A 19,441-nucleotide genomic window follows, 5' to 3' on the forward strand; every position below is an offset into this window, starting at 1 on the left:
ATGAGGGCGAAACTTGCGGCATGGCTTTCGGGAAAGCCATAGGAGCCAAAACCTTCGAGCTGCGAGAAGGTCTTTTCGGCGAAGTCCGGCGTATAGCCGTTCCTGACCATGCCGGAGACGAGCTTGGCCTTGAACTTCGAGACACCGCCGGTGAACTTGAAGGTCGCCATCGACTTGCGCAGCTGATCGGCCTCGCCGCCGGTAAAGCCGGCACAGACCATCGCCACCTTCATGGCGCTCTCCTGGAAGAGCGGCACGCCGAGCGTCTTGCCGAGAACGGCTTCCAATTCCGGCGTCGGATAGTCGACCGGCTCCTTGCCCTCGCGCCTGCGCAGATAGGGATGCACCATGTCGCCCTGGATCGGGCCGGGTCGGACAATCGCCACCTGGATGACGAGATCGTAGAAGGTGCGTGGCTTCATGCGCGGCAGCATGGACATTTGCGCCCGGCTTTCGATCTGGAAGGTGCCGAGCGTGTCGGCCTTGCGGATCATCGCGTAGGTGGCGGGATCTTCCTGGGGGATCTTGGCCAGATCGAGATCCTGATGCTTGTGATCCTGGATCAATGCGAAGGCCTTGTTCATGCAGGTGAGCATGCCGAGTGCCAGCACGTCGACCTTCATGAATTTGAGTGCCTCGACATCGTCCTTGTCCCATTCGATCACCTGCCGGTCGGCCATGGTGGCTGGCTCGATCGGCACGAGATCGTCGAGCCGGTCGTGGGTGAGCACGAAGCCGCCGGGATGCTGGCCGAGATGACGCGGCGCGCCCATCAGCTGCTGCGCCAGTTTCAGCGTAAGCGCCAGCCGGCGGTCATCCGGATTGAGGTTCAGCTCACGCAAGCCGCGTTCGGTCACCAGCTCCTCCGACCACGACCACATGCCGGATGACAGTGCCTTGATCACGTCCTCCGGCAGGCCGAGCGCCTTGCCGACATCGCGGATCGCCCCCTTGGCGCGGTAGCGCGTCACCGTCGCGCAAAGGGCCGCCTTGTCATGGCCATAGGTCTTGTAGATCCATTGGATCACCTCCTCGCGCCGCTCATGCTCGAAGTCGACGTCGATGTCGGGCGGTTCGTCGCGCTCCTGGCTGACGAAACGCTCAAAGAGGAGGTTGTTGGTTTCGGGATCGATCGAGGTAATGCCGAGGATATAGCAGACCGCGGAGTTAGCCGCCGACCCCCGCCCCTGGCACAAAATGCCCTGGCTGCGGGCATAGCGCACGATCGAGAACACCGTCAGGAAATAGGGGGCATATTTCATGGTGCGGATGAGGTCGAGCTCGTGGCGGATCACCTTCAATACCGATGGCGGCAAGCCCTCCGGATAGCGGTTCGGAATGCACTCCCAGACATAATGCTCGAGGGATCCTTGCGCATTCTTCTCCGGAACGATCGCTTCCTCCGGATATTGGTAGGTGAGCTCCTCCAGCGAGAACGTGCAGCGCTCGACGATCTCCAGCGTTCGGGCAAGTGCTTCCGGATAGCGCGGAAACAGCCGCGCCATCTCTTCCGGAGGTTTCAAGTAACGGTCGGCATGCCTCTCGCGCTCGAAGCCGATATCGTCGATGACGGTGTTGTTGCGAATACAGGTGACGATATCCTGCAATTGCCGGCGCGATGGCTCATGGAAGAGAACGTCGTTGGTGACGACCGTCTTCACCTTGAAGCGTGCTGCAAGATTGGAGAGCTCATGCAGCCGCAGCTGATCATTCGGCCGCCGGCGCAGGCAGAGCGACAGATAGGCGCGATCGCCAAAGAGTTCCGCCATTTTTCTGAGCTGCAGGGCACAGGTCTCGTCGGCGAGATCCGGCACGAGGATGCCGATCAGGCCTTCGGCATAAAGAGCAAGGTCTTCGAGATGGAGGATACAGTTGCCCTTGCCGCCCCTGCCCTTGCCAAGCGTCAGAAGCCGCGTCAGCCTGGAATAGGCGGCGCGATCCGTGGGATAAACGAGGATCGACATGCCGTCGGCAAGATCAAGGCGGCAGCCGACCACCAGGCGGAGCCCGGTCGCACGCGAGGCTTCCAATGAACGCACGATACCGGCAAGCGAATTGCGGTCGACGATCCCAAGTGCGGGCATGCGGAGCTCCTTTGCCGTCCGGAACAGCTCGTCGGCCGAGGAGGCACCGCGCAGGAAGGAAAAATGGGTGGTGACCTGCAGCTCGGCGTAGCTCATGCAAAAATCCCGTGGCAAAACCAGCGATGCGAGCCGGTGGCTGGATCGACACCATTGCCAGAGCGGAAGATCCACAGACGCTCACCGGTCTCGTCCTCCACCACGAAATAATCCCTGACCGCATCGAATTCGGAACTCCTGGTCCACCATTCCCCGAATATGCGCTCCGGCCCGTCCGCACGCTTCACGCGCCGGCGCTTGCCGCGCCAGGTGACGGAGACCGGTGGATGATCCGGCAAAAGCGCGATGACGTCGATCAATTCCGGCCGCGCCAGCAGCCGCACCGGACGTGGCCAGTGATGTACCCATGTTTCCGTGACGTCGTCAGCCGCGGCTGCAATCTGCCGGACGCTGCGTTCGGGGACATCGGATGCGACCGGTGCGATGCGATAGACACGCTGCCCGCGATTGCCGAAGGTATCGATCAGTGGCGTGATGTCCTGATCGTTCTCATCGACCAGCGAGGATCGCTGCTGCTCGGCAAGCGGTTCGGTCATGACGGCAATGAGCGTCAGTTTCTCGATGCCGAAGCCTGGCTCGATCTTTTCCGTTCGATCGCGAAACAGCTTTGTCAGCCAGGCGACGTCGCGCGCCGGCTTGGCGGTGCCGGCGCGGATCGCCTGCCTGCTGCCGTCGACCTTCTCGACAATGAGATCGGCGCGACGGACGCCTAGACCTCTGCGCTGCAGCTCTGCGACCAGCCGGACGATGAGGCGGCCGACATATTTGTCGATCGTCTCGGCCACACCGATCGGTTCGGCAAAGGTTCTGACGACCTCGATCCATTCCGGCGCGCGGATCGGGTCGATTGGTTCGGACACACGACCGAACATCTGGTCGAGGCGCCTTCCGATCTCCGGTCCGAAGCGCAGCGCCAACGGCGCCCGCGGCGTTGCCGCCAACTCACCGATGGTCTTGAAGCCGAGGGTGCGAAGACTGGCGACGATCTCCACCGGCAGCCGTAGGTGCGAGATCGGCAGGTGTTCGACGGCGCGCGCGGTCTCTCCAGGCGGGATAATGACGACCTCGCGACGGGTGGCGCGGGCACAGGCATGGGCCGCACCCCACGTGTCGGCGATCGCCGCATGGACGGTCAGCCCCCTCGCCCGGAAGCGGTTGACGATCCCCGTGAGCATTGCAAGCTCGCCACCCTGCAGGTGATCGGCGCCTTCCGTATCCATGACGATGCCATCCGTGCCATCGACGGCGACGATCGGAGAATATTGCGAGAGGGACCAGAGTGCGATCCGCTGGAGTGCCTCGGCATCGCCTGAGGGATCCGCGTCGACGAACTGCAGACCGTGCACCATGGCCTGCGCCTTGGCGGCCGGCATGCCCACACGAATGCCGGCGTCGCGCGCCTTGGCATCGGTTGCCGCTATCCAGCGCTTGGAACCGCTTCTGGCAACCGTGACCAATGGCCGCTCAGGCGATAATTGTGCTCTTTGATCCATCCGCCTGATCCGCTCGATCGGCAGGTCCGGCAGATGGATGGATACGACCCGTGGCATCGCACGCCCTCACGATAAACTCAGCGCACTCACCCGCTTTCACCCTGATCAGCTCCAGCAGCCATCTTGGCCGCCCGACGCCTGGAACCGGCAGTGCTTCCGACGGCAGGAGGCTTACCCGCCATCTCGTCGTCGAGGCCGTCGGCTGCCCGAAATCCGATGCTTCCACCTGCCGGCGCCAGCGCCTGACCACCAGTCCCATCGTGCCGGTTTTTTCTGCCGCCAGCTGCAGGCGCCTCGACGCCACCATCGGCAGGCGGACGATCTCGCCGACGACGGCGCCAAGGCCGCCAAAGGCCAGCGCCTCTTCCATCGATGCGAGAACATCTTCTTGCCCGTCGCCCTCGACGAAGATGACCCGATCGGGATGGAGGCCAGCCTGCGCAAGCACCGGAAAGAATAAGTCCGGCCGCGTCAGGCACCAAACGATCTTGCCTCTTGTGCGCGCCGCAATACCGGCGGCAAAGAGCGCAGCGGCAGCACCATCGACGACCCCTGCCCCGCCGCCTGCGAACTCGTGTACGGCACCGTAGGCCAGACCCCCGCCCGGCAGCACCTCATCGATCTCGGGTACACCGAAGGCCAGACAGCCGCTCCTCTTGCCCGCATTCCCTTCGAGTAACGCGATACGGTCTTTCAGATCGGATATCACCCTGTTACGGGCAACAGTCATCATTCACGGGTCCTTGTGAAGGTCGTGTTGGTATCGACGTGATGTCGGTCAAGTGTATATGTTCACTAAATGTTCCAAGTCGCTTTACGTGTCAAGCAACCCGAAATAGGAATATTATCCCTCTATTTTAGTGGACTTTAAGATTCGCATTGGGAATCATGGAGATGACTTCAAATGTCCAGTGACGGAGCTTTCGAAAAAGTTTCGAAGCCGATCCATTGATAGCCACAAATTGGCATTCCAGCGCTTCGTCGGCTACCATGTCGGCCGGCTTCAAGGGAGATGGAGCGTCGATGTGTAACTTGTACCGCATGGAAGACAAGGACTGGGTGAACAAGTGGGATCAGGATGCCGAGAGCCTGATCAACCTGATGCCGGCCTATCAGATGAACCCGGACCAGATGGGACCGATCGTCCGAAACACGGCCGATGGCAAGAAACAGCTCGTCCATGCCCGCTGGGGACTGCCTTCTCCACCGTTCGTTCTCGTCAAGGCCGCCGAGGCCAAGGCTGAAAAGCTCAGGGCGAAGGGGAAGGAGGTCGATTTCGAGCAGTTGCTGCGCGAACAGGTCGACCGCGGCGTCACCAATGTCCGCAATCTCAAGCTTGCACATTGGCGGCGTTGGTTCGGCGTCGAGAACCGCTGTCTGGTTCCCGTCACCAGCTTTGCCGAGCCGGATCCGGCAAGTCAGGAAGAGGGCGGCAACGTCCCGAACGCCTGGTTTGCGCGCGATGAAACCAAGCCGCTGATGTTCTTTGCCGGTATTCATGTTCCGCAATGGACATCGGTGCGCAAGGTCAAGGATGGGCTAACGACCGATGACCTCTACGGATTTCTGACGACCGATGCGAACAATCTGATCAAGCCGATCCACAAAGCGGCGATGCCGGTCCTGCTGCTGACCAGGGAAGAGACTGACGTCTGGATGAGGGCGCCGTGGGAGGAGGCGAAGGATCTCGCCCGCCCGTTGCCCGATGACGCCCTGACCGTCATCGCCCGAGAGCCCTATGGATCGACGATCGTCACCAAGGAGGGTGAGCTGGTCAGTCTAACAGGCTTGCTGTAACGAACGACGTTTCGACAACTCAATGCAGCGGTGCCTGTTCGGACAACAGGAGTTCCTGCACCGCCGTGTCGATGATTTCCTTCAGCCGGCGCCAGCCGTAGAGGTCACGCTCGCTGACGCGCTCCTCGATCGCGGCAATCATCCAGCCGGCTGCGGCTGTGTCGTCGGCGTTCTTATGGATGTTGAAGTGCGTCAAGCATGCCTCGATCCGCGGGCGAGCCGAACCGCGGTTGCGATCGATCGTCGCTATCAGTGAACGCGCCTCGCGGTAGGTCTTCGCTATATGTTGCTTACCCTCCACTCCGCTCTGGACGATTTTTCTGACGGCAAAGAGCAACGCCATCAGCAAGTCGGCCGTTTCGTCGGGCACCACTTCAAGCACCTCCTCCGTCTTTGGTCGGATCGGCCTTGCGAGGCCGCCGATGCTACCTCTGGTTCGTTCAAGATCACCATTCCTAGTTCTATAATACGTGGTTTTATCAACTGTCAAATGTTGTGTTTCCGCCATGGATGCACGGCAGCGAGTGGCACTCAATCTCAGGCGAATACGGGTAATGCGGGGGATCTCGCAGGACAATCTCGCACTTGAGGCCAATGTCGAGCGCGCCTATGTCGGCTATCTTGAGCGGGGCAATAAGAACCCGACTGTCACGACCCTCGAGAAGATTGCTGAAGCACTGGCTTGCGATATTTCCGAGTTCTTCGTTCCGGTGGCCGACGATCTTGTCACCATGAAACCGCTGAAGAGTGGACGAAAGCCGCGTGGCTGATGTTTACTCCTGCGCGGCAACAAGGATGGCTAACACGAATTCGGTTTGGTTGCTTCAGGTCACCTTCAGCTATCAGTGGTAGGTCTGAACCGTGCGAGACTGGCGCCCCCAATCGAAGTTTCGCATGAGGTTCACAAAGCCTCTCAGCTCTGCCTCACGCCAACGAGGCAGAGCTTCCCCACCTCCGTATGTGTCAGTAGACGTTCACACAGTCCAAGCGAAGCTCTCTCCTGGCCCTTTATACTGAATATCGGTGGGTATCAGGCGCCCGACAGGTTCGAAAGCTTCTCATTTGGCGACCGACGCTCTAAATTTACGTGATCCCTTTCATTGGATGGGCAATGACATCTCAGCTGGACATGTTTTCGGAGAATGCGCAGTCGGCTCGCAGAGCGTCGGTGCGAACCGTGCCCGCTCGACAGGTTGGATCAGCGCCTGACGAAGCCGAGATGGTGCGGATCCTGCAAGCAACCGGGCGCTACCAGATTCTGAAAAAACTCGAGCAGCGTCCGATCGCCGCCATTCCAAGACCAGGCTATCCGCTGCGCGGCGTCATCCTCGATACCGAGACGACAGGGCTCGATGCGAGAAAGGACGAGATCATCGAGATCGGCCTGATCGGCTTCACCTTCAATGAGGACGGCGAGATCGGCGATTTCACCGGCGTCTATGGCGGGCTGCAGCAACCGAGCATTCCGATCCCGGCCGAAGTCACCCGCCTGACCGGCATCACCGACGCCATGGTGCTCGGCCAGTTGATCGACATGCCGGCGGTTCGCGCGCTCATCGAACCGGCCGATCTCATCATTGCTCATAATGCTGGCTTCGATCGGCCCTTTTGCGAGGCCTTCTCCTCGATCTTTGCCCGCAAGGCCTGGGCTTGTTCCAATTCCGAGATCAATTGGAGCGCCAGGGGATATGAGGGAACCAAGCTCGGCTATCTCATCAACCAGAGTGGTTATTTCCATGTCGGTCACCGCGCCGTCGACGACTGCTTTGCGCTGCTGGAGGTGCTGGCGCTCCCTCGGGACGATAATGATCAAACACCCTTTGCCGAGCTTTACGAGGCAAGCCAGCGCTCCCGCGTGCGCATCTTCGCCGAGAACTCACCCTTCGATCTGAAGGATCGTTTGAAAGAGCGCGGCTATCGCTGGTCTGACGGCAGCGATGGACGGTCGAAATCATGGTGGATCGAGATCGCCGAAGAGGCCGTAGAAGAGGAGCTTCGCTTCCTGCGAACCGAGATCTACCGCTGGGAGGATGCAGATCCGCCGGTCCAGCATCTGACGGCATTCGATCGATTCAAGAGCCGAAACTAGTTCGTTTGCTCTTGCACAGGCTGGAGCCACCAAGGTGCGGACGTTATCTCCGAATTTGTTGGCTCGGCTGCCGAGGAACGATCTGCACGAACTGCAATCGCAAAGAAAGAAGATCGCAATAGTCGCGCAGGAGTTACAAAAGACCAGCTGCAGTTAAATACTACCATCAGCGTCATACAACTATGTGGATGTATTTCATTACATTTGTGTAATCTCTTGCGGCATTAATCAATTTGTCAGGCTACAACGCTCTTTTATTGGCACAGCGCCAAGGTGCGATGAGCAGGAAGCTCTCCCTCTGTAATGTCCTCCCTCATCCTAAGCAGGTTATCGCTGGCAAACCTAATCGATTGCATCTCACTAGCGGTCGCCAGCTCTTCACCGAGAGCAAGCACACCATGTCATTTATTCAGAACGCCAAGATCCGCACGAAGGTTCTCTCCATCATCATTCCGATCTGTCTGATTGGGATCGCAGGCGTCCTGGCTGTGTCGAGCCAATACAAAGACACCGCTGCCACCTATTCAAAATTTATCGACAGGGATGAGGCTGCCGCGGTGGAGATGTCGAGGGCAAGCCAGCGGGTGACCGCCCTCAGTTACAATGCCTACCAGATCCTGGTCTATAGTACCAAAGATCCCCAGATGGCTACCTTCTCCCGGGACTATGAGGAAAACAAGAAAGTCCTTCTGCAGCGTTTCGCAAATGTCAAACAGTTGATGCCCGCTGAAGCTAATGCCGTCGACAGACTTACGGCAAAAGCTAACGACATTATTGCCCTCACAGATGCGGCCGTGAAAGCCGGGCTGGTCGATGACAACGATACATCCACCAAGCTCCTGAAGCAGGCCGATCCGCTGATCAATGATGAAGTCTTAGCGGTTCGCGGATGGCTCGATTCATTTAGCAAGAACATAAGTGCAAAGAGCGATAGGCTGGATGAACATGCAAACAGCACCATCGACGAAGCGTTGATCGCGCTCGGCCTTCTCTTTGCTGCGGCCATTGCAATTGCCATCCTCGTATCGGCACGTGGCATTGCCGCCCCCATCGAACGGTTGCGGGCGCGCATGGTATCGCTCGCGAATGGCAATACGGACGAGCCGGTTTCGGGAATCGGGCGCAAGGACGAAGTCGGTCAGATGGCCGCGGCCGTCGCCGTCTTTCGCGACAGTGCCATCGAGCGTCTGCGCCTGGAGCAGGAAGCCAATGCCAATCGCAGCCTCTCCGAACAGGAAAGGCTGGAACGCGAGGCGCAGAAGGCCAAGGATGCCGCCGACACCCAATTTGCCGTCGACAGTCTGGCACAGGGCCTGGGGGAGCTGTCAAACGGCAATCTGACCTATCGCCTGGAACTGTCCTTCGTCGCGCATCTCGACCGTCTGCGGATGGATTTCAACGCCTCGATGGCGAAGGTCGAGGAGACCCTCGTCGCGGTGGGTCAAGGTGGCCAGGCCATTGCCGCCGGTGCCAGCCAGATCCGCTCCGCAGCCGACGACCTCTCCAAGCGCACCGAGCAGCAGGCGGCCTCGATCGAAGAGACAGCGGCAGCACTCGAGGAGATCACCACGACCGTCAAGGATTCCACCCGGCGCGCCGAAGAGGCAAGTTCGCTGGTCGGGCGCGCCCGCATCGGCGCCGAGAAATCCGGTGAAGTCATGCAGGAAGCGATTTCAGCAATGGAGGCGATCTCGAAATCCTCGGGCGAAATTTCCAACATCATCGGCGTCATCGACGATATAGCCTTCCAGACGAACCTGCTGGCGCTCAATGCCGGCGTCGAGGCGGCGCGGGCCGGTGACGCCGGCAAGGGCTTTGCCGTCGTCGCGCAGGAGGTGCGTGAGCTTGCGCAACGCTCTGCCACGGCCGCCAAGGAGATCAAGGCCCTGATTTCCACATCCGGACAACAGGTCGACAGTGGTGTCAATCTCGTTACCAAGACAGGACAATCGCTGCAGCAGATCGTCAAGGAAGTCGAAGAAATCGATCGCAACGTTCTGGCGATCGTCGAGGCCGCCCGCGAGCAGGCGACCGGCCTGCAGGAGATCAGCACGGCGGTCAACAGCATCGACCAGGGAACGCAGCAGAATGCGGCCATGGTCGAGGAATCGACGGCTGCCAGCTACAGCCTCGCCAAGGAGGTAACGTCCCTGAATGAGCTGCTCGGACAATTCGATCTGCAAAACGGCCGCAGCCATGCGCGGCCGGCTGCTGCGACGGAGCGATCCCGCCCTGCCGCCTCGCCGGCACGCTCGCTGCGCTCCAAGATCGCCGGTGCATTCGGCGGTTCCGGTGCAGCCGCGGCATCGGCATCCTGGGAAGAATTTTGACCTTGCGGGATTCGGTCAATTCTTGAAAGGTAGTCATACTTCAAAATCGAAGACTGCCAGAGCATATCATTGCTTCCGGCGATCATTCTCGCCAAATGCTGTTTGGCCGGCCACGTTCCGTTCTTGGACGAGCCGAGAGCGCCGCACCGCAGGGAATGCCACGAGAGATGCTAAGTTCAAAAATACAGAGCAGTCTTTTATAGTGCTGGCAGTTGCAGCAAGCGTAGCCGTGACGGAACCTTGATATCGATCAAGCGTTGATCGGCTAATGTTCAAGCAGCCTACGTTTCAGCCACGACGTGGCATCATTCATCGGATACAGAATGACGACACCCATGTCATCGAAGCGGGCTGTCCGAGCGGGGAGCCAGTTCTAGTGCTGCATGGCTGCGGGAGCTTGGCACAGGAGATCATCCTACCTTTCGAAGGAAGCCATGCGCGCATTATCGCGCCGGACCGGCCGGGATATGGGTTTAGCACACCACTTCCGTTGAAAGAGCAAGGTCCTCTCGGGCAGTCGTTTTGGCTTGAACGGCTGCTGCGATACTACGATCTTTCGCGAACAACCATTGTAGCCCATTCCATCGCCGCCGCACCCGCCCTCCATCTGGCGGTCCGTCGGCCGGAGATGGTTGATAAGCTGCTGCTTCTTTCGCCTTGCTGTCGGCCCGTCCCGCCAAGGCCTTATTTTGCTCTCAGATGCGCCGTTGCTCCTGTAATCGGAGCCATGATTCGTCGTCACATCAGCATGCGATGGGCGAATGTGGTTGTGGAGAAGGCCTTGAGATCGTCCTCCCATCCCAATCCCGTGCCGGCTCATCTTTGCTCATTGCCGTGCCATCATATGATTGCACCCCTTGCCATCCAGACCATGGCCAGCGAAATGCGGGCGTTCAATACCGATATGGCGCATCTTCCGAATCTATCGCGGGACATAAAACTTCGAGTTCTGTTTGGCGCGCAGGACCAGATCGTCGAGCCACAATGGCACCTCGATTGGATCCGCCGGAAGCACCCATCGCCCGGGGTCAAGGTTCTTGACGGGGTTGGCCACCTGCCCCATCACACCGCGCGAGATGTGACACTGGAAATCCTCAATGAACTTCACTTGGGCGATTCAGATATTGGGGCTGGCCACGGGACCGTCATCAGCACGGACCCGTCGGAGCACGACGTGCGGCCGCTGAGTGAGTTACCAAAGCTATTGGCCTAACTGCGGCGGCGCTCGGCACATAATTTCTATAATTCGTCGCCAGTGTGATGTTCGTAAAGCGGATTGGATATCAATGAAACGATGATCCGACGGAGTTTTGGGTTCGCAACTTCACGGGCGGCTGCAATCAGCGGAACCCATTTTATTCGCCGCTCGCCTTTCTCGGGATAGGATAGTGCAATCCCGCGGACATTTACGAGATGGACCGAGACGCTATAGAGCAGCGAGCGGTCTTCTTTGCGATAGAAAAACCGCCCGATAACAGGCTCCAACGCAATGCCTTCCACGCCGGCCTCTTCATAAGCTTCACGCTCGGCCGCCTGCCGGCTTGTTTCACCAAGCTCGACGTGTCCCTTCGGAATGCCCCAGGAGCCGTTGGCACGGCTGGCAACCAAAGCAATTTCGCCTTCGTTCGCCCTTTCCCCCATGCGCAAACAAACGGCCCCCGCCTGCAAAATTGCGACAGGTGACGATTGCTCGATAGCTTCACTGCCAATGCTATATGCAACTGTCATCGTTGCTTCCTACACTGAGCGAGATTACGCCTGGAGACCTCACTCATCCTTCCGAAGGCCTGCAGTCTTGTTTGTGACAGTTTAATGACTATTCTGCTACAAGAAAAGGAGAATTCTGATGAGCGAGAAACGCAAGAAGATCTACAATGCCCTCGTGGACGGAGCCACCGAAGGCTTATCAGACAAGGCCTTGTATGAATTCGTCGTCAATCGCTGTCCGAAAACATCGAGCAAGAAGATTGTCCGTGCAGCCCTGTTGGCACTGACCGATCCAGACGTCACCGATCGTCATGTGCTCAGCACGATCTATGCCCTTGCGATTAAGCATCGCATGGACGAGATCGGTGAGGGCGATTTGGAACAGGACGATGCAGAAGACGAGGATCGCGAGCCTGCTCCGCTGCGGAGGCGTGCGAAGAAAGACAAAGCCGCGGCACCCGCAGCACCTGCTGCGCCTTGATCTCCGAAGTTAGGGGTAACAGCGAGCGACCGTTTTTGAAGCCTCAAGTAAGGTATGAGATAAGACTGGACGAGGCCGATCGTTTCAAGCTCGTTGGTGACACTGAGTTTCATCCTGAAATGAATGCGGTGCGTTCAGCCCGCCGCGTGGCGAGGATAAGCCCGAACATTCCAACCGCGAGGCAGCCCAGCATCGCAGTGATGGTAAGCGAGGCCGGAATTCCGATGCGCGCCATCGCTGCCGGCTCTTTGTACACTTAAGGCCTTCGAAGCGACAGCGAGATTGGGGTCCGTTGGAGGCGCAGCGCGCTAAATCGGGGAACCCATGGTGCCGTCAGCTCGCGACGCTCCAGGAGCATGCGGGCATCGTCCTTTTCGAAAAGAAGGGAACCGGCCTTCAACTCGCAAAGGAAGGCAAGGCTTTTCACGAAACAGTCTCGGAAGCCCTGAGTATATTGGACCGGGGATATCGAAGAGTAAGGGACGACGCACGCGGCGCTAGTGTTCACGTCGCTTGTTCCGTGACGTTCGCCATGCATTGGCTTGTTCCTCACCTTGGCGATTTCTATCGCGCGCATCCAGACATCAGAATACGCCTGACCATGGATTCGCCTCGCGAACGCTTCGAGGACGACGCCGATGTCATTTTGACTTGGGACCGACTTTCCTTTCCTGAGTTTAGCCAAGTCTCCTCCCGCCATATCATTTTATGCAAGATGTATTATTCGATCCATCCGAGATGCTGCAGCAGCACAGCAGCGCCGACGATTAGGGGCGCCAATCTACGCGCCGGCCCTGAAAGCACGTAGGCGGAGCCGGGTTCGGCAATCACCGAGGCGCGCTCCCATTTGTCGCCCGCACGGCGCCTCAGCCTGAACGTGTGCAGGGCGACAGCAGAGAAATCCCGACAATCCGGCCGAAGACCTTCTTGTCCTTATGCCAGCCGATCGGCGCGCCAGGCGCATATTTGATGACCAGCGCCTGCTGGAGTTGTTTCGGTTCGATGCCGGCGAAGGTTGCAGCAAAGGACCGCACCGGCAGCAGGAAGGGCGGGATGTCGTCGATGCGCCGTACCTGCTCGGTGTCGAAGTCGTATTTCCAGCCGTAGGAGATCACCCTCCGCTTGCCTCGAAACCTTGGAAGTCGAGCGGTTTCAGCGGCAGTTGCTGTAGTTCACGCAGAAAGTCCGACTGGACGTCTTCAGGAACCACGCCAGGCTGGTACCGGAAACCCGCTGGTAAAGCCGGCTCCAACGCCCCGAACAGGTCTGCTTGCGCTGAGATACCCATGGGCAGTTCTCCACTTAGTGAACCCTGGGGACTTTGACGACTGCGGCGAAATCCTCTGCCACGAGTTCGCTGATCGCGATCAGCACCTCCTCGGCCGAAAAGCCGGAGGCGATCGTAGCGCGGATGAGGTCCTGAAGGTCAGGCTCGACGACGTCGCGGCAATCTTCAAGCCGCTCGTCCGAAACCGTAATGCTATGCAGCTCTTCCATGATGTGCCCTTTCAAAATATGCCGACAGCTAACGGGCCGATGCCCTGCGACTGGTGGCCGGCAGAAGCCCTTCCCGCTGCATCTTCTTGCGGGTGGCCTTGCGCTGGCGGGCAATTGCCTGGGCGCTTTCGCGAATCCGGCGCTCGGAAGGTTTCTCATAGGCCCGGCGGGCTCTCATCTCGCGGAACAGGCCCTCGCGCTGCATCTTCCTTTTGAGCGCGCATGGCTTGTTCGACATTGTTGTCTCTGACGATGACCTGCATCTTGTTCTCCTTGTTCTTGTGGTGACTCGGCCCAGTTGCTCGGCGATGAGGACTTTCAGTTCCGCGCGGGTGAGCAGGCAGGGTTGGGTCCTTGTTTGACGGGTTGGTCGCTTCGCCGAGATCGTGCGGATCCGGCACCGCCGGCGTGGCGACATTAGTTGCTTCGCTCAATTGAAATCGTTCGTAGGCACAGCAAGATGGTGCGCGCTGACGCACGTGATCATCGACGTTCGGGACATCCGCCGTGGCTGTGGGGTGATGTCCGCAAGATAAGAAGTGGGCGGATGCATTACAAGACGATGCCTCCCCATAGGGATCGGCACGACGGAAAAGGGCGCTCGACCCACTTGGGGAGCGCCCTCTTCTTCTCACCCGGACAGCCTCAAACGCCAGCGAGCAAACGCCAGGCAGGAGGTCGTCGATACGGGAAGTTACGTGTAAGTATGTGCGCTCACCGTGATTTCAAGTGGCGACCGAGCCTGCAGCTTGCTAATCGGCAATGGCTAATAGATGTTTCGGGTCGAGAGAATATCATGCGGTCACGACGGTCAATCGCGGAGCGTGTAATTGCCCGCGCTCAGAAGCGCGGAACATCGATCGATCACGACGTCGAATATATGGCCCTCGTCAAGCAGTGGGTTGAGGGCGAGATTGAAATCGAGGAGATGCGGCAGCGCTACATCGATGTCCTTGCTCGCCGATCCGCCGAACGAAGAGCACGACGGCAACATGCCGCCTTCGTCGAAAGTTCTCAGCTTACGGCGGCGTCAACGGCTCTGATGGATACCAGCAGCGGCGCGACATCCGTCGTTGACGTTGCGGCCGCTATTCTTTTGGGCGATGCTGCCGAAGGCCTGCCTTCGGAGGAGGCGAGCCCGAACGCTTAGCGTCAGGTAGCATTTATATGGATGCCTCCCGCGCCATGACAACAGGCACGATACCGTTCAGCGCCCCGCGGCAGGTTTGCGGAAAGCCGATCGATGCGCAGCCGCTCTTCAGTCAGACATGCCTCACCGAGCGCGCATGGACCCGCCCATTGTCGGACAATGAAAAGGAATTCCCACATGGCACGCCGTCAAACATCGATTGCATGCGAAAACACCGCTCTCTGCATTGACTTTAAGTTACGCGAATCAAATGCTTGCTCGCCTGACAGAGGAGAACACTGATGGCCGAAGAAACCAAGATTGAGACCACTGCGACGGCCGAAACGCCAACTGCAGCACCCGCTGAGAAGAAGACACGCAAGTCGCGCACCCCGAAAGCTACCGCCGAAGCCAGCAAGGTCGATGCTGCCGTTGCACCTGCTGAAAAGCCGGCGAAGAAGATGCGCGCAAAGCGTGGCTCCAAGACAGCTCCTGCCAAGGTAGAAAAGGCGGCTGCACCGAAGGCTACCACCACTCGTACGCCCCGCGTAAAAGCTGTTGCTTCCGCTCCGGTCGCCACCTCTGCTGACGTCATTGACGATATCACCGACCTCATCAAGCTTGAGGAAGAGAACAAGCAGCTTCGTAAAGAGCTCTCCGAAAAGCTGCGCGCCGAGAATGCAGACCTGCGCAAGCGGCTCGGAAAGGCCTGAGGTCTGGTTTTGAGCGGCGCCACGTATCCCATGCGATGGCGTCGCCGATCTTCCGTCTGATTGTGCCAAGATCAATGGCGGTCTTGCTGACAGTGAATGACCGCGGCAATGTCTCGCCGCCATGCTTTGAAGGTTACATGTGATGAGAACACCATGGAGATTTGTGGCTGACCTGGTGTCGCGAAAACCGAAACCACATAGTCGTGACCAGAGCCCAGCAATCGAACCGAAGACCATTGCTCTCGAATACAAGCCTGTCCCCGAAGAGGAACAACCCGGCCTCGACGCGACCGCTGTCGACCGCTCCGCAGAACTCGCCTCCGAGGCGCAGGTCGAGGCAAGCCCACCGGAGCCTGATACCAATCCTAGTGAAGTCGGAACAGCGGCATCAGTTGCGGCAGAAGCTCCTGCGGCCGCAGTCGGTACTGAAGAGCCCGCAAACCTCGCCACCACGTTGCGGGCCGAGGAACCCTCACCTGCTTCCCCTAGGGCCAAAGCTGCCGAAACACCGGTGAAGCCAGCGTCGGCGCGTCGAAGGAAGGTTGAGCCGATCGTGGAGCCAACGGCTGCGGTCGGAACTGCGTTAGAGGAACCTCCTGCCGTCGCAGCCGGCCCGAAATCCTTCACGGATGAAATGGCCGACCTCGATGCGGAGGTTGCGGAGTTGCGGCGTCAGCTTGCAAAGAAGCTCCTCGAGCAGAACGCGCAATTGCGCAAGATGCTTGCCAGGTTCGACGCGCGTTAATCGCGGACCGTCATTCCGACAGGGGAAAAGGCCCCGCCGGTGGCGGAGCCTCGTGATGTCAATCAATCCCGGTTCGGGCGCGACCAGATGAGCTGGAGACCGTCTTCGCCTTCAACCCCGGCGAGCCTTGCGTAGACCGGAGCCAGGAAACTCGGATCGTCAAGCTTGACCGAGAGGTAACCCAGCCGAGAAGCTAGTCCGTGCCGGGCGCCGGAATCGCCGATCCGTCGACGAGCTTGCATAACAGCGCGCGCAGCCCCGGTTGCGAAGCTTCGACGGCTGCGGCCGCCAGCGGGAACCATGCCTTCTTTCGCGTCGACTTTTCAGGATAGTCGATTGCCATCCGTGTCACCTCGGCGAGGTGAACCGAGACATGGTAGCGATGCGGCGTGCTGTCCTTCTTATAGATGAAGACGCCGAAAACCTCCACGTCGACACTGCAGACGACACCCGCCTCCTCGAAAGATTCGCGCCCAGCTGTGACCTCGCTGGTCTCGCCCGCATCGATGTGGCCTTTCGGAATGCCCCATCTGCCGTTCCGGCGGCTTCCGACGAGAAGGACTTCGAGACCTCCATCCTCACGGCGACGGTAACAGATTGCGCCGGCCTGCTGAACAACACGCCCGACGGAAGCGTTCGACGAATATCGCTGGTCGCTCGAGAGCATGGCTGTTTTCGATTTCTTCCTATCTCTCATATAGTCGCTGTAGCATTGGACCATGACTGCCATACCAGTGCTGAATTCGTTCTTACCAAACGGAGTCCGCCTTGTCGTCCGAAACCGAAGTCAAGCTCGATCTCTCACCTGAATCCTTCGGGGCCATTCTTGGTTCCGATCTCCTGGGTGAACCCGAAAAGATCGTCCAGCAGCGGGCCACCTACTTCGACGCCGCCGACCGCAGACTATGGAAAAAAGGCTTCACACTTCGAATTCGGCAAGTGGGTGCCGCGCGCACGCAGACCGTCAAGGCGGCCGGACCCGGCAGGTCGCTGTTTGCGCGGTCCGAGTGGGAGACCCCGGTCGAGGGAGACACCCCCGTTCTCGACCATACGTCGCCGCTCCTCGGGGAGTTTGGCAACGACCTGAAGCTGGAACCGATCTTCGATGTTATCGTCGAAAGGCGGCTCTGGACTGTGGAGGAGAATGGTTCCCGCCTCGAGGTCGTCGTCGATCAGGGCGAAGTGGTTTCGGGCGAACGTTCTTCGCCGATCCGCGAGGCCGAAATAGAGCTTAAGGATGGTAGCCCCGGCGATCTCTTTTCTTTTGCCAGGAAGATAGATGAGATTGCCTGCGTCCGGTTCGGTGTGCGCTCGAAGGCGGAGCGAGGTTATGCTCTCGCAGAGGCGCAGAAGACCGCCTTCAAGTCGGAGCCACTTTATCTCGATCGCGACATGAATGCCGCGGCAGCGTTCAAAGCCATCGCGTCGTCGTGCTTCCGGCACTTCCGCTTGAACGAGGACATCCTTCTTTATCGACGCAATGCCGAGGCTCTCCATCAGGCGCGCGTGGCGCTGCGTCGTCTGCGGTCGGCCTTCTCCATATTCAAACCGATGCTGCCTGACGAGAAGCCGCAGCGACTGAACAGCGAATTGCGATGGCTGGCGGCGGTTCTTGGCGAGGCCCGCAACGTCGACGTCCTGCTCGGAAAAGCGGCCGACGCCGACCTTGTCTTTAAGCTGGAAGCAGCTCGCGAGAGCACCTACCGTGATGCGGTCGATGCTTTATCCTCACCCCGAGCGCGAGCATTAATGCTGGACCTGCTGCAATGGCTTGAATGTGGAGACTACCATCACGGCAATTCCGCCATGTCAGCCGAAATTCCAGATGCACTCGCCTTCGCCAGGCGGGCTCTCGATAAGCAGCGCAAGAAGCTCAAGAAGGACGGCAGCGCACTGTCCAAATTAGACGACGAGCATCGCCACGAGGTTCGAAAGGATGCAAAAAAGCTTCGCTATGCCGCCGAGTTCTTCGCATCGCTTTTCGATGACAAGCGCAGCAGGCGTCGCCACGCAAAATTCCTCGCGGCAATGGAGGCCCTTCAGGACGACCTTGGAGCGTTGAACGACCTAGTGTCGGTCCCCGGCATCCTGGAGAAGCACAGGCTGGAAAACCATCCGTCACGCGACACGGTTCTTTCCCATGCCGAAAAGGACGCATTGATCGACAGTGCCCAGGCTCATGTCGATGATGTACTCGATGCAAAGCGGTTCTGGAAGTGACGGCAGCAGGTGGGCTGCCCCGACAGGCGGGCCGAAACCATCTCGGCCATGCCTCGCCCTGCGCGGAAAGTCTCAAAATGGAGTGAAGCTGGAACCATCAAGGCTATCGTCGAAACTTCGATTTCATCGAATGAGGCCGAGCCGAATGGCGATCGCTATGGCATTGGTGGTATTCTTTGCTTCAAGCTTGTCGCGAACGGAGCGTAGGTGTTTTTCCGCGCCAAAGTGTGAAATGCCCATTCTTATGGCAATCTCGTAATCTCGCAGGCCGTCGGCGGCCAGCTGCAAGGCCCGTCTTTCCCGTGATGTAACGCCTTTCAAGAGCGGAAGCTTGTCCAGTTCCCTAAGTTGAAAGGCACGATCGACAGCGAAGGCGGCTAAGAGTTGAAGCCCACCACGTTCTTGTTCTCTAATCTCGATATGATCTCCACCAATGGAAAAGCCCACCGCCGTTCCATCCAGTGTTCGCAAGGCGATGGTGAAACCCTCTCGCAGGCCGAATTCTCCGGCTTCGCCCATGACGTCTCGCGCCATAGGACTCTTCAATCTTCTCTCCTCTATGTCGCGCCAAAAGAAAGGCGCATGTTGGTCCCTCACCATCCGTATCGTAGGGTCGTGGCGCAGATAGTCATTTGTGAAGTAGCGAGAGATCCAGTCGTTGGGCCATGCATTGAGAAGGATATGGCCCACCTGCTGGCGCTTTGTCTCGCCGGCCGGCGGCATTGTCCCAACGAGCACATTGGTCGCTCCGAACCGTCCAATATAGGCAAGCACTTGCCGTAAAATATCTGCTTCTGTCTGTGCAGCGTTCATGGCTGCAATTTGACCCATCGTTTCCTCGACCATATGCGCCGGCATACGTTCTGCGGCAAGCAAGGATGTATCCGTTTTCATGTTCATCTCGCGCCGGAGTCAAAAAAGAACTCCGTATATTACGCATTTCTGAAAAATTATGAAGCCGAGAGAATATCGGGATGAAACAAAATAACGATGTTAATCTGACCAATGAGGTGGCTCGGTTTGTCTGAACAGTTCCGGGCGTTTTGCTAAGTGGATTTCCGCCTCGGTTATGCCGCCACCATCATCGGTGTCAGCGCGT

The 19,441-nt window shown here is 58.8% G+C and carries 19 protein-coding genes and 3 pseudogenes; 11 read left to right on the plus strand and 11 right to left on the minus strand.

Going from position 1 to position 19,441, the window contains the following annotated elements; translation table 11 throughout:
• From FBZ99_RS32725 to FBZ99_RS32735, 3 genes are all read right to left on the minus strand, one after another.
• The coding region (locus tag FBZ99_RS32725) for an error-prone DNA polymerase (protein WP_145637401.1) at nt 1–2,180 on the minus strand (2,180 nt) is incomplete at its 3' end.
• On the minus strand, nt 2,177–3,691 hold the full coding sequence (locus FBZ99_RS32730) for a Y-family DNA polymerase (RefSeq protein WP_145637405.1): 1,515 nt from the start codon (nt 3,689–3,691) through the stop codon (nt 2,177–2,179). The genes FBZ99_RS32725 and FBZ99_RS32730, both read right to left, overlap by 4 nt.
• Nucleotides 3,606–4,364, minus strand: a complete 759-nt coding sequence (locus FBZ99_RS32735; RefSeq protein WP_145637450.1) for an ImuA family protein — start codon at nt 4,362–4,364, stop codon at nt 3,606–3,608. Before FBZ99_RS32735 ends, FBZ99_RS32730 begins: the two co-directional genes overlap by 86 nt.
• A gap of 293 nt (nt 4,365–4,657) precedes the next feature.
• Between FBZ99_RS32735 and FBZ99_RS32740 the strand changes: the two genes are divergently transcribed.
• Nucleotides 4,658–5,431: an SOS response-associated peptidase gene (locus FBZ99_RS32740; RefSeq protein WP_145637407.1), complete on the plus strand. Its 774-nt coding sequence runs from the start codon at nt 4,658–4,660 to the stop codon at nt 5,429–5,431.
• A 19-nt stretch (nt 5,432–5,450) separates the two neighbouring features.
• On the opposite strand, the gene FBZ99_RS32745 is transcribed toward FBZ99_RS32740, so the two are convergent.
• Complete coding sequence (locus FBZ99_RS32745; RefSeq protein ID WP_246661261.1) at nt 5,451–5,801, minus strand: hypothetical protein; 351 nt, start codon at nt 5,799–5,801, stop codon at nt 5,451–5,453.
• Nucleotides 5,802–5,985: 184 nt separating this feature from the next.
• On the opposite strand from FBZ99_RS32745, the gene FBZ99_RS32750 reads away from it, so the two are divergent.
• From FBZ99_RS32750 to FBZ99_RS32765, 4 genes are all read left to right on the plus strand, one after another.
• Entirely contained in the window at nt 5,986–6,201 is a 216-nt protein-coding gene (locus FBZ99_RS32750) for a helix-turn-helix domain-containing protein (protein WP_442966532.1), read from the plus strand.
• Between the two features lie 341 nt (nt 6,202–6,542).
• Nucleotides 6,543–7,520, plus strand: coding sequence for a 3'-5' exonuclease (locus tag FBZ99_RS32755; protein WP_145637413.1), 978 nt, complete (start codon nt 6,543–6,545; stop codon nt 7,518–7,520).
• Nucleotides 7,521–7,918: 398 nt separating this feature from the next.
• The gene (locus FBZ99_RS32760) at nt 7,919–9,850 is read left to right on the plus strand and encodes a methyl-accepting chemotaxis protein (protein WP_145637415.1); all 1,932 of its coding nucleotides are present in this window, start codon (nt 7,919–7,921) and stop codon (nt 9,848–9,850) included.
• 268 nt (nt 9,851–10,118) lie between these two features.
• The gene (locus FBZ99_RS32765; RefSeq protein WP_145637418.1) at nt 10,119–11,063 is read left to right on the plus strand and encodes an alpha/beta fold hydrolase; all 945 of its coding nucleotides are present in this window, start codon (nt 10,119–10,121) and stop codon (nt 11,061–11,063) included.
• Between the two features lie 26 nt (nt 11,064–11,089).
• Here FBZ99_RS32765 and FBZ99_RS32770 read toward each other — a convergent pair whose 3' ends face one another.
• Nucleotides 11,090–11,578, minus strand: a complete 489-nt coding sequence (locus FBZ99_RS32770) for an NUDIX hydrolase (protein WP_145637419.1) — start codon at nt 11,576–11,578, stop codon at nt 11,090–11,092.
• 118 nt (nt 11,579–11,696) lie between these two features.
• On the opposite strand from FBZ99_RS32770, the gene FBZ99_RS32775 reads away from it, so the two are divergent.
• Both FBZ99_RS32775 and FBZ99_RS33975 read left to right on the plus strand, forming a co-directional pair.
• Entirely contained in the window at nt 11,697–12,038 is a 342-nt protein-coding gene (locus tag FBZ99_RS32775) for a hypothetical protein (protein ID WP_145637422.1), read from the plus strand.
• 454 nt (nt 12,039–12,492) lie between these two features.
• Entirely contained in the window at nt 12,493–12,846 is a 354-nt protein-coding gene (locus FBZ99_RS33975) for a LysR substrate-binding domain-containing protein (protein WP_442966533.1), read from the plus strand.
• Here the strand turns inward: FBZ99_RS33975 and FBZ99_RS32785 are convergent.
• From FBZ99_RS32785 to rpsU, 3 genes and pseudogenes are all read right to left on the minus strand, one after another.
• A pseudogene (locus FBZ99_RS32785) lies at nt 12,822–13,326 on the minus strand (alpha-ketoglutarate-dependent dioxygenase AlkB); the annotation flags it as partial. The gene FBZ99_RS33975 and the pseudogene FBZ99_RS32785 sit on opposite strands and share 25 nt — an antisense overlap.
• 14 nt (nt 13,327–13,340) lie before the next feature.
• Nucleotides 13,341–13,535 carry a hypothetical protein gene (locus tag FBZ99_RS32790; RefSeq protein ID WP_145637427.1) on the minus strand — a complete coding sequence of 65 codons (195 nt, stop codon included), beginning with the start codon at nt 13,533–13,535 and terminating at the stop codon, nt 13,341–13,343.
• Nucleotides 13,536–13,563: 28 nt separating this feature from the next.
• A pseudogene (rpsU, locus tag FBZ99_RS32795) lies at nt 13,564–13,798 on the minus strand (30S ribosomal protein S21).
• Between the two features lie 533 nt (nt 13,799–14,331).
• Between rpsU and FBZ99_RS32800 the strand changes: the two are divergent.
• The 3 genes from FBZ99_RS32800 to FBZ99_RS32810 all read left to right on the plus strand — a co-directional run bounded on the left by FBZ99_RS32800 (nt 14,332) and on the right by FBZ99_RS32810 (nt 16,122).
• Nucleotides 14,332–14,685, plus strand: coding sequence for a hypothetical protein (locus tag FBZ99_RS32800; protein WP_145637429.1), 354 nt, complete (start codon nt 14,332–14,334; stop codon nt 14,683–14,685).
• A gap of 281 nt (nt 14,686–14,966) precedes the next feature.
• On the plus strand, nt 14,967–15,377 hold the full coding sequence (locus FBZ99_RS32805; RefSeq protein ID WP_145637432.1) for a hypothetical protein: 411 nt from the start codon (nt 14,967–14,969) through the stop codon (nt 15,375–15,377).
• Nucleotides 15,378–15,540: 163 nt separating this feature from the next.
• Nucleotides 15,541–16,122, plus strand: a complete 582-nt coding sequence (locus tag FBZ99_RS32810; RefSeq protein ID WP_145637434.1) for a hypothetical protein — start codon at nt 15,541–15,543, stop codon at nt 16,120–16,122.
• A 62-nt stretch (nt 16,123–16,184) separates the two neighbouring features.
• On the opposite strand, the pseudogene FBZ99_RS33980 reads toward FBZ99_RS32810, so the two are convergent.
• Both FBZ99_RS33980 and FBZ99_RS32820 read right to left on the minus strand, forming a co-directional pair.
• A pseudogene (locus FBZ99_RS33980) lies at nt 16,185–16,301 on the minus strand (DUF736 family protein); the annotation flags it as partial.
• A gap of 14 nt (nt 16,302–16,315) precedes the next feature.
• Entirely contained in the window at nt 16,316–16,789 is a 474-nt protein-coding gene (locus tag FBZ99_RS32820) for an NUDIX hydrolase (RefSeq protein ID WP_145637440.1), read from the minus strand.
• 101 nt (nt 16,790–16,890) lie between these two features.
• On the opposite strand from FBZ99_RS32820, the gene FBZ99_RS32825 reads away from it, so the two are divergent.
• Nucleotides 16,891–18,342, plus strand: coding sequence for a CYTH and CHAD domain-containing protein (locus FBZ99_RS32825; RefSeq protein ID WP_145637443.1), 1,452 nt, complete (start codon nt 16,891–16,893; stop codon nt 18,340–18,342).
• Nucleotides 18,343–18,465: 123 nt separating this feature from the next.
• Here the strand turns inward: FBZ99_RS32825 and FBZ99_RS32830 are convergent, their stop codons facing one another.
• Entirely contained in the window at nt 18,466–19,236 is a 771-nt protein-coding gene (locus FBZ99_RS32830; RefSeq protein ID WP_186450384.1) for a helix-turn-helix transcriptional regulator, read from the minus strand.
• Between the last annotated feature and the right edge of the window lie 205 nt (nt 19,237–19,441).

It is taken from the genome of Rhizobium sp. ERR 1071 (assembly GCF_007828675.1).
GTDB classification, from domain to species: Bacteria; Pseudomonadota; Alphaproteobacteria; order Rhizobiales; family Rhizobiaceae; genus Rhizobium; species Rhizobium dioscoreae.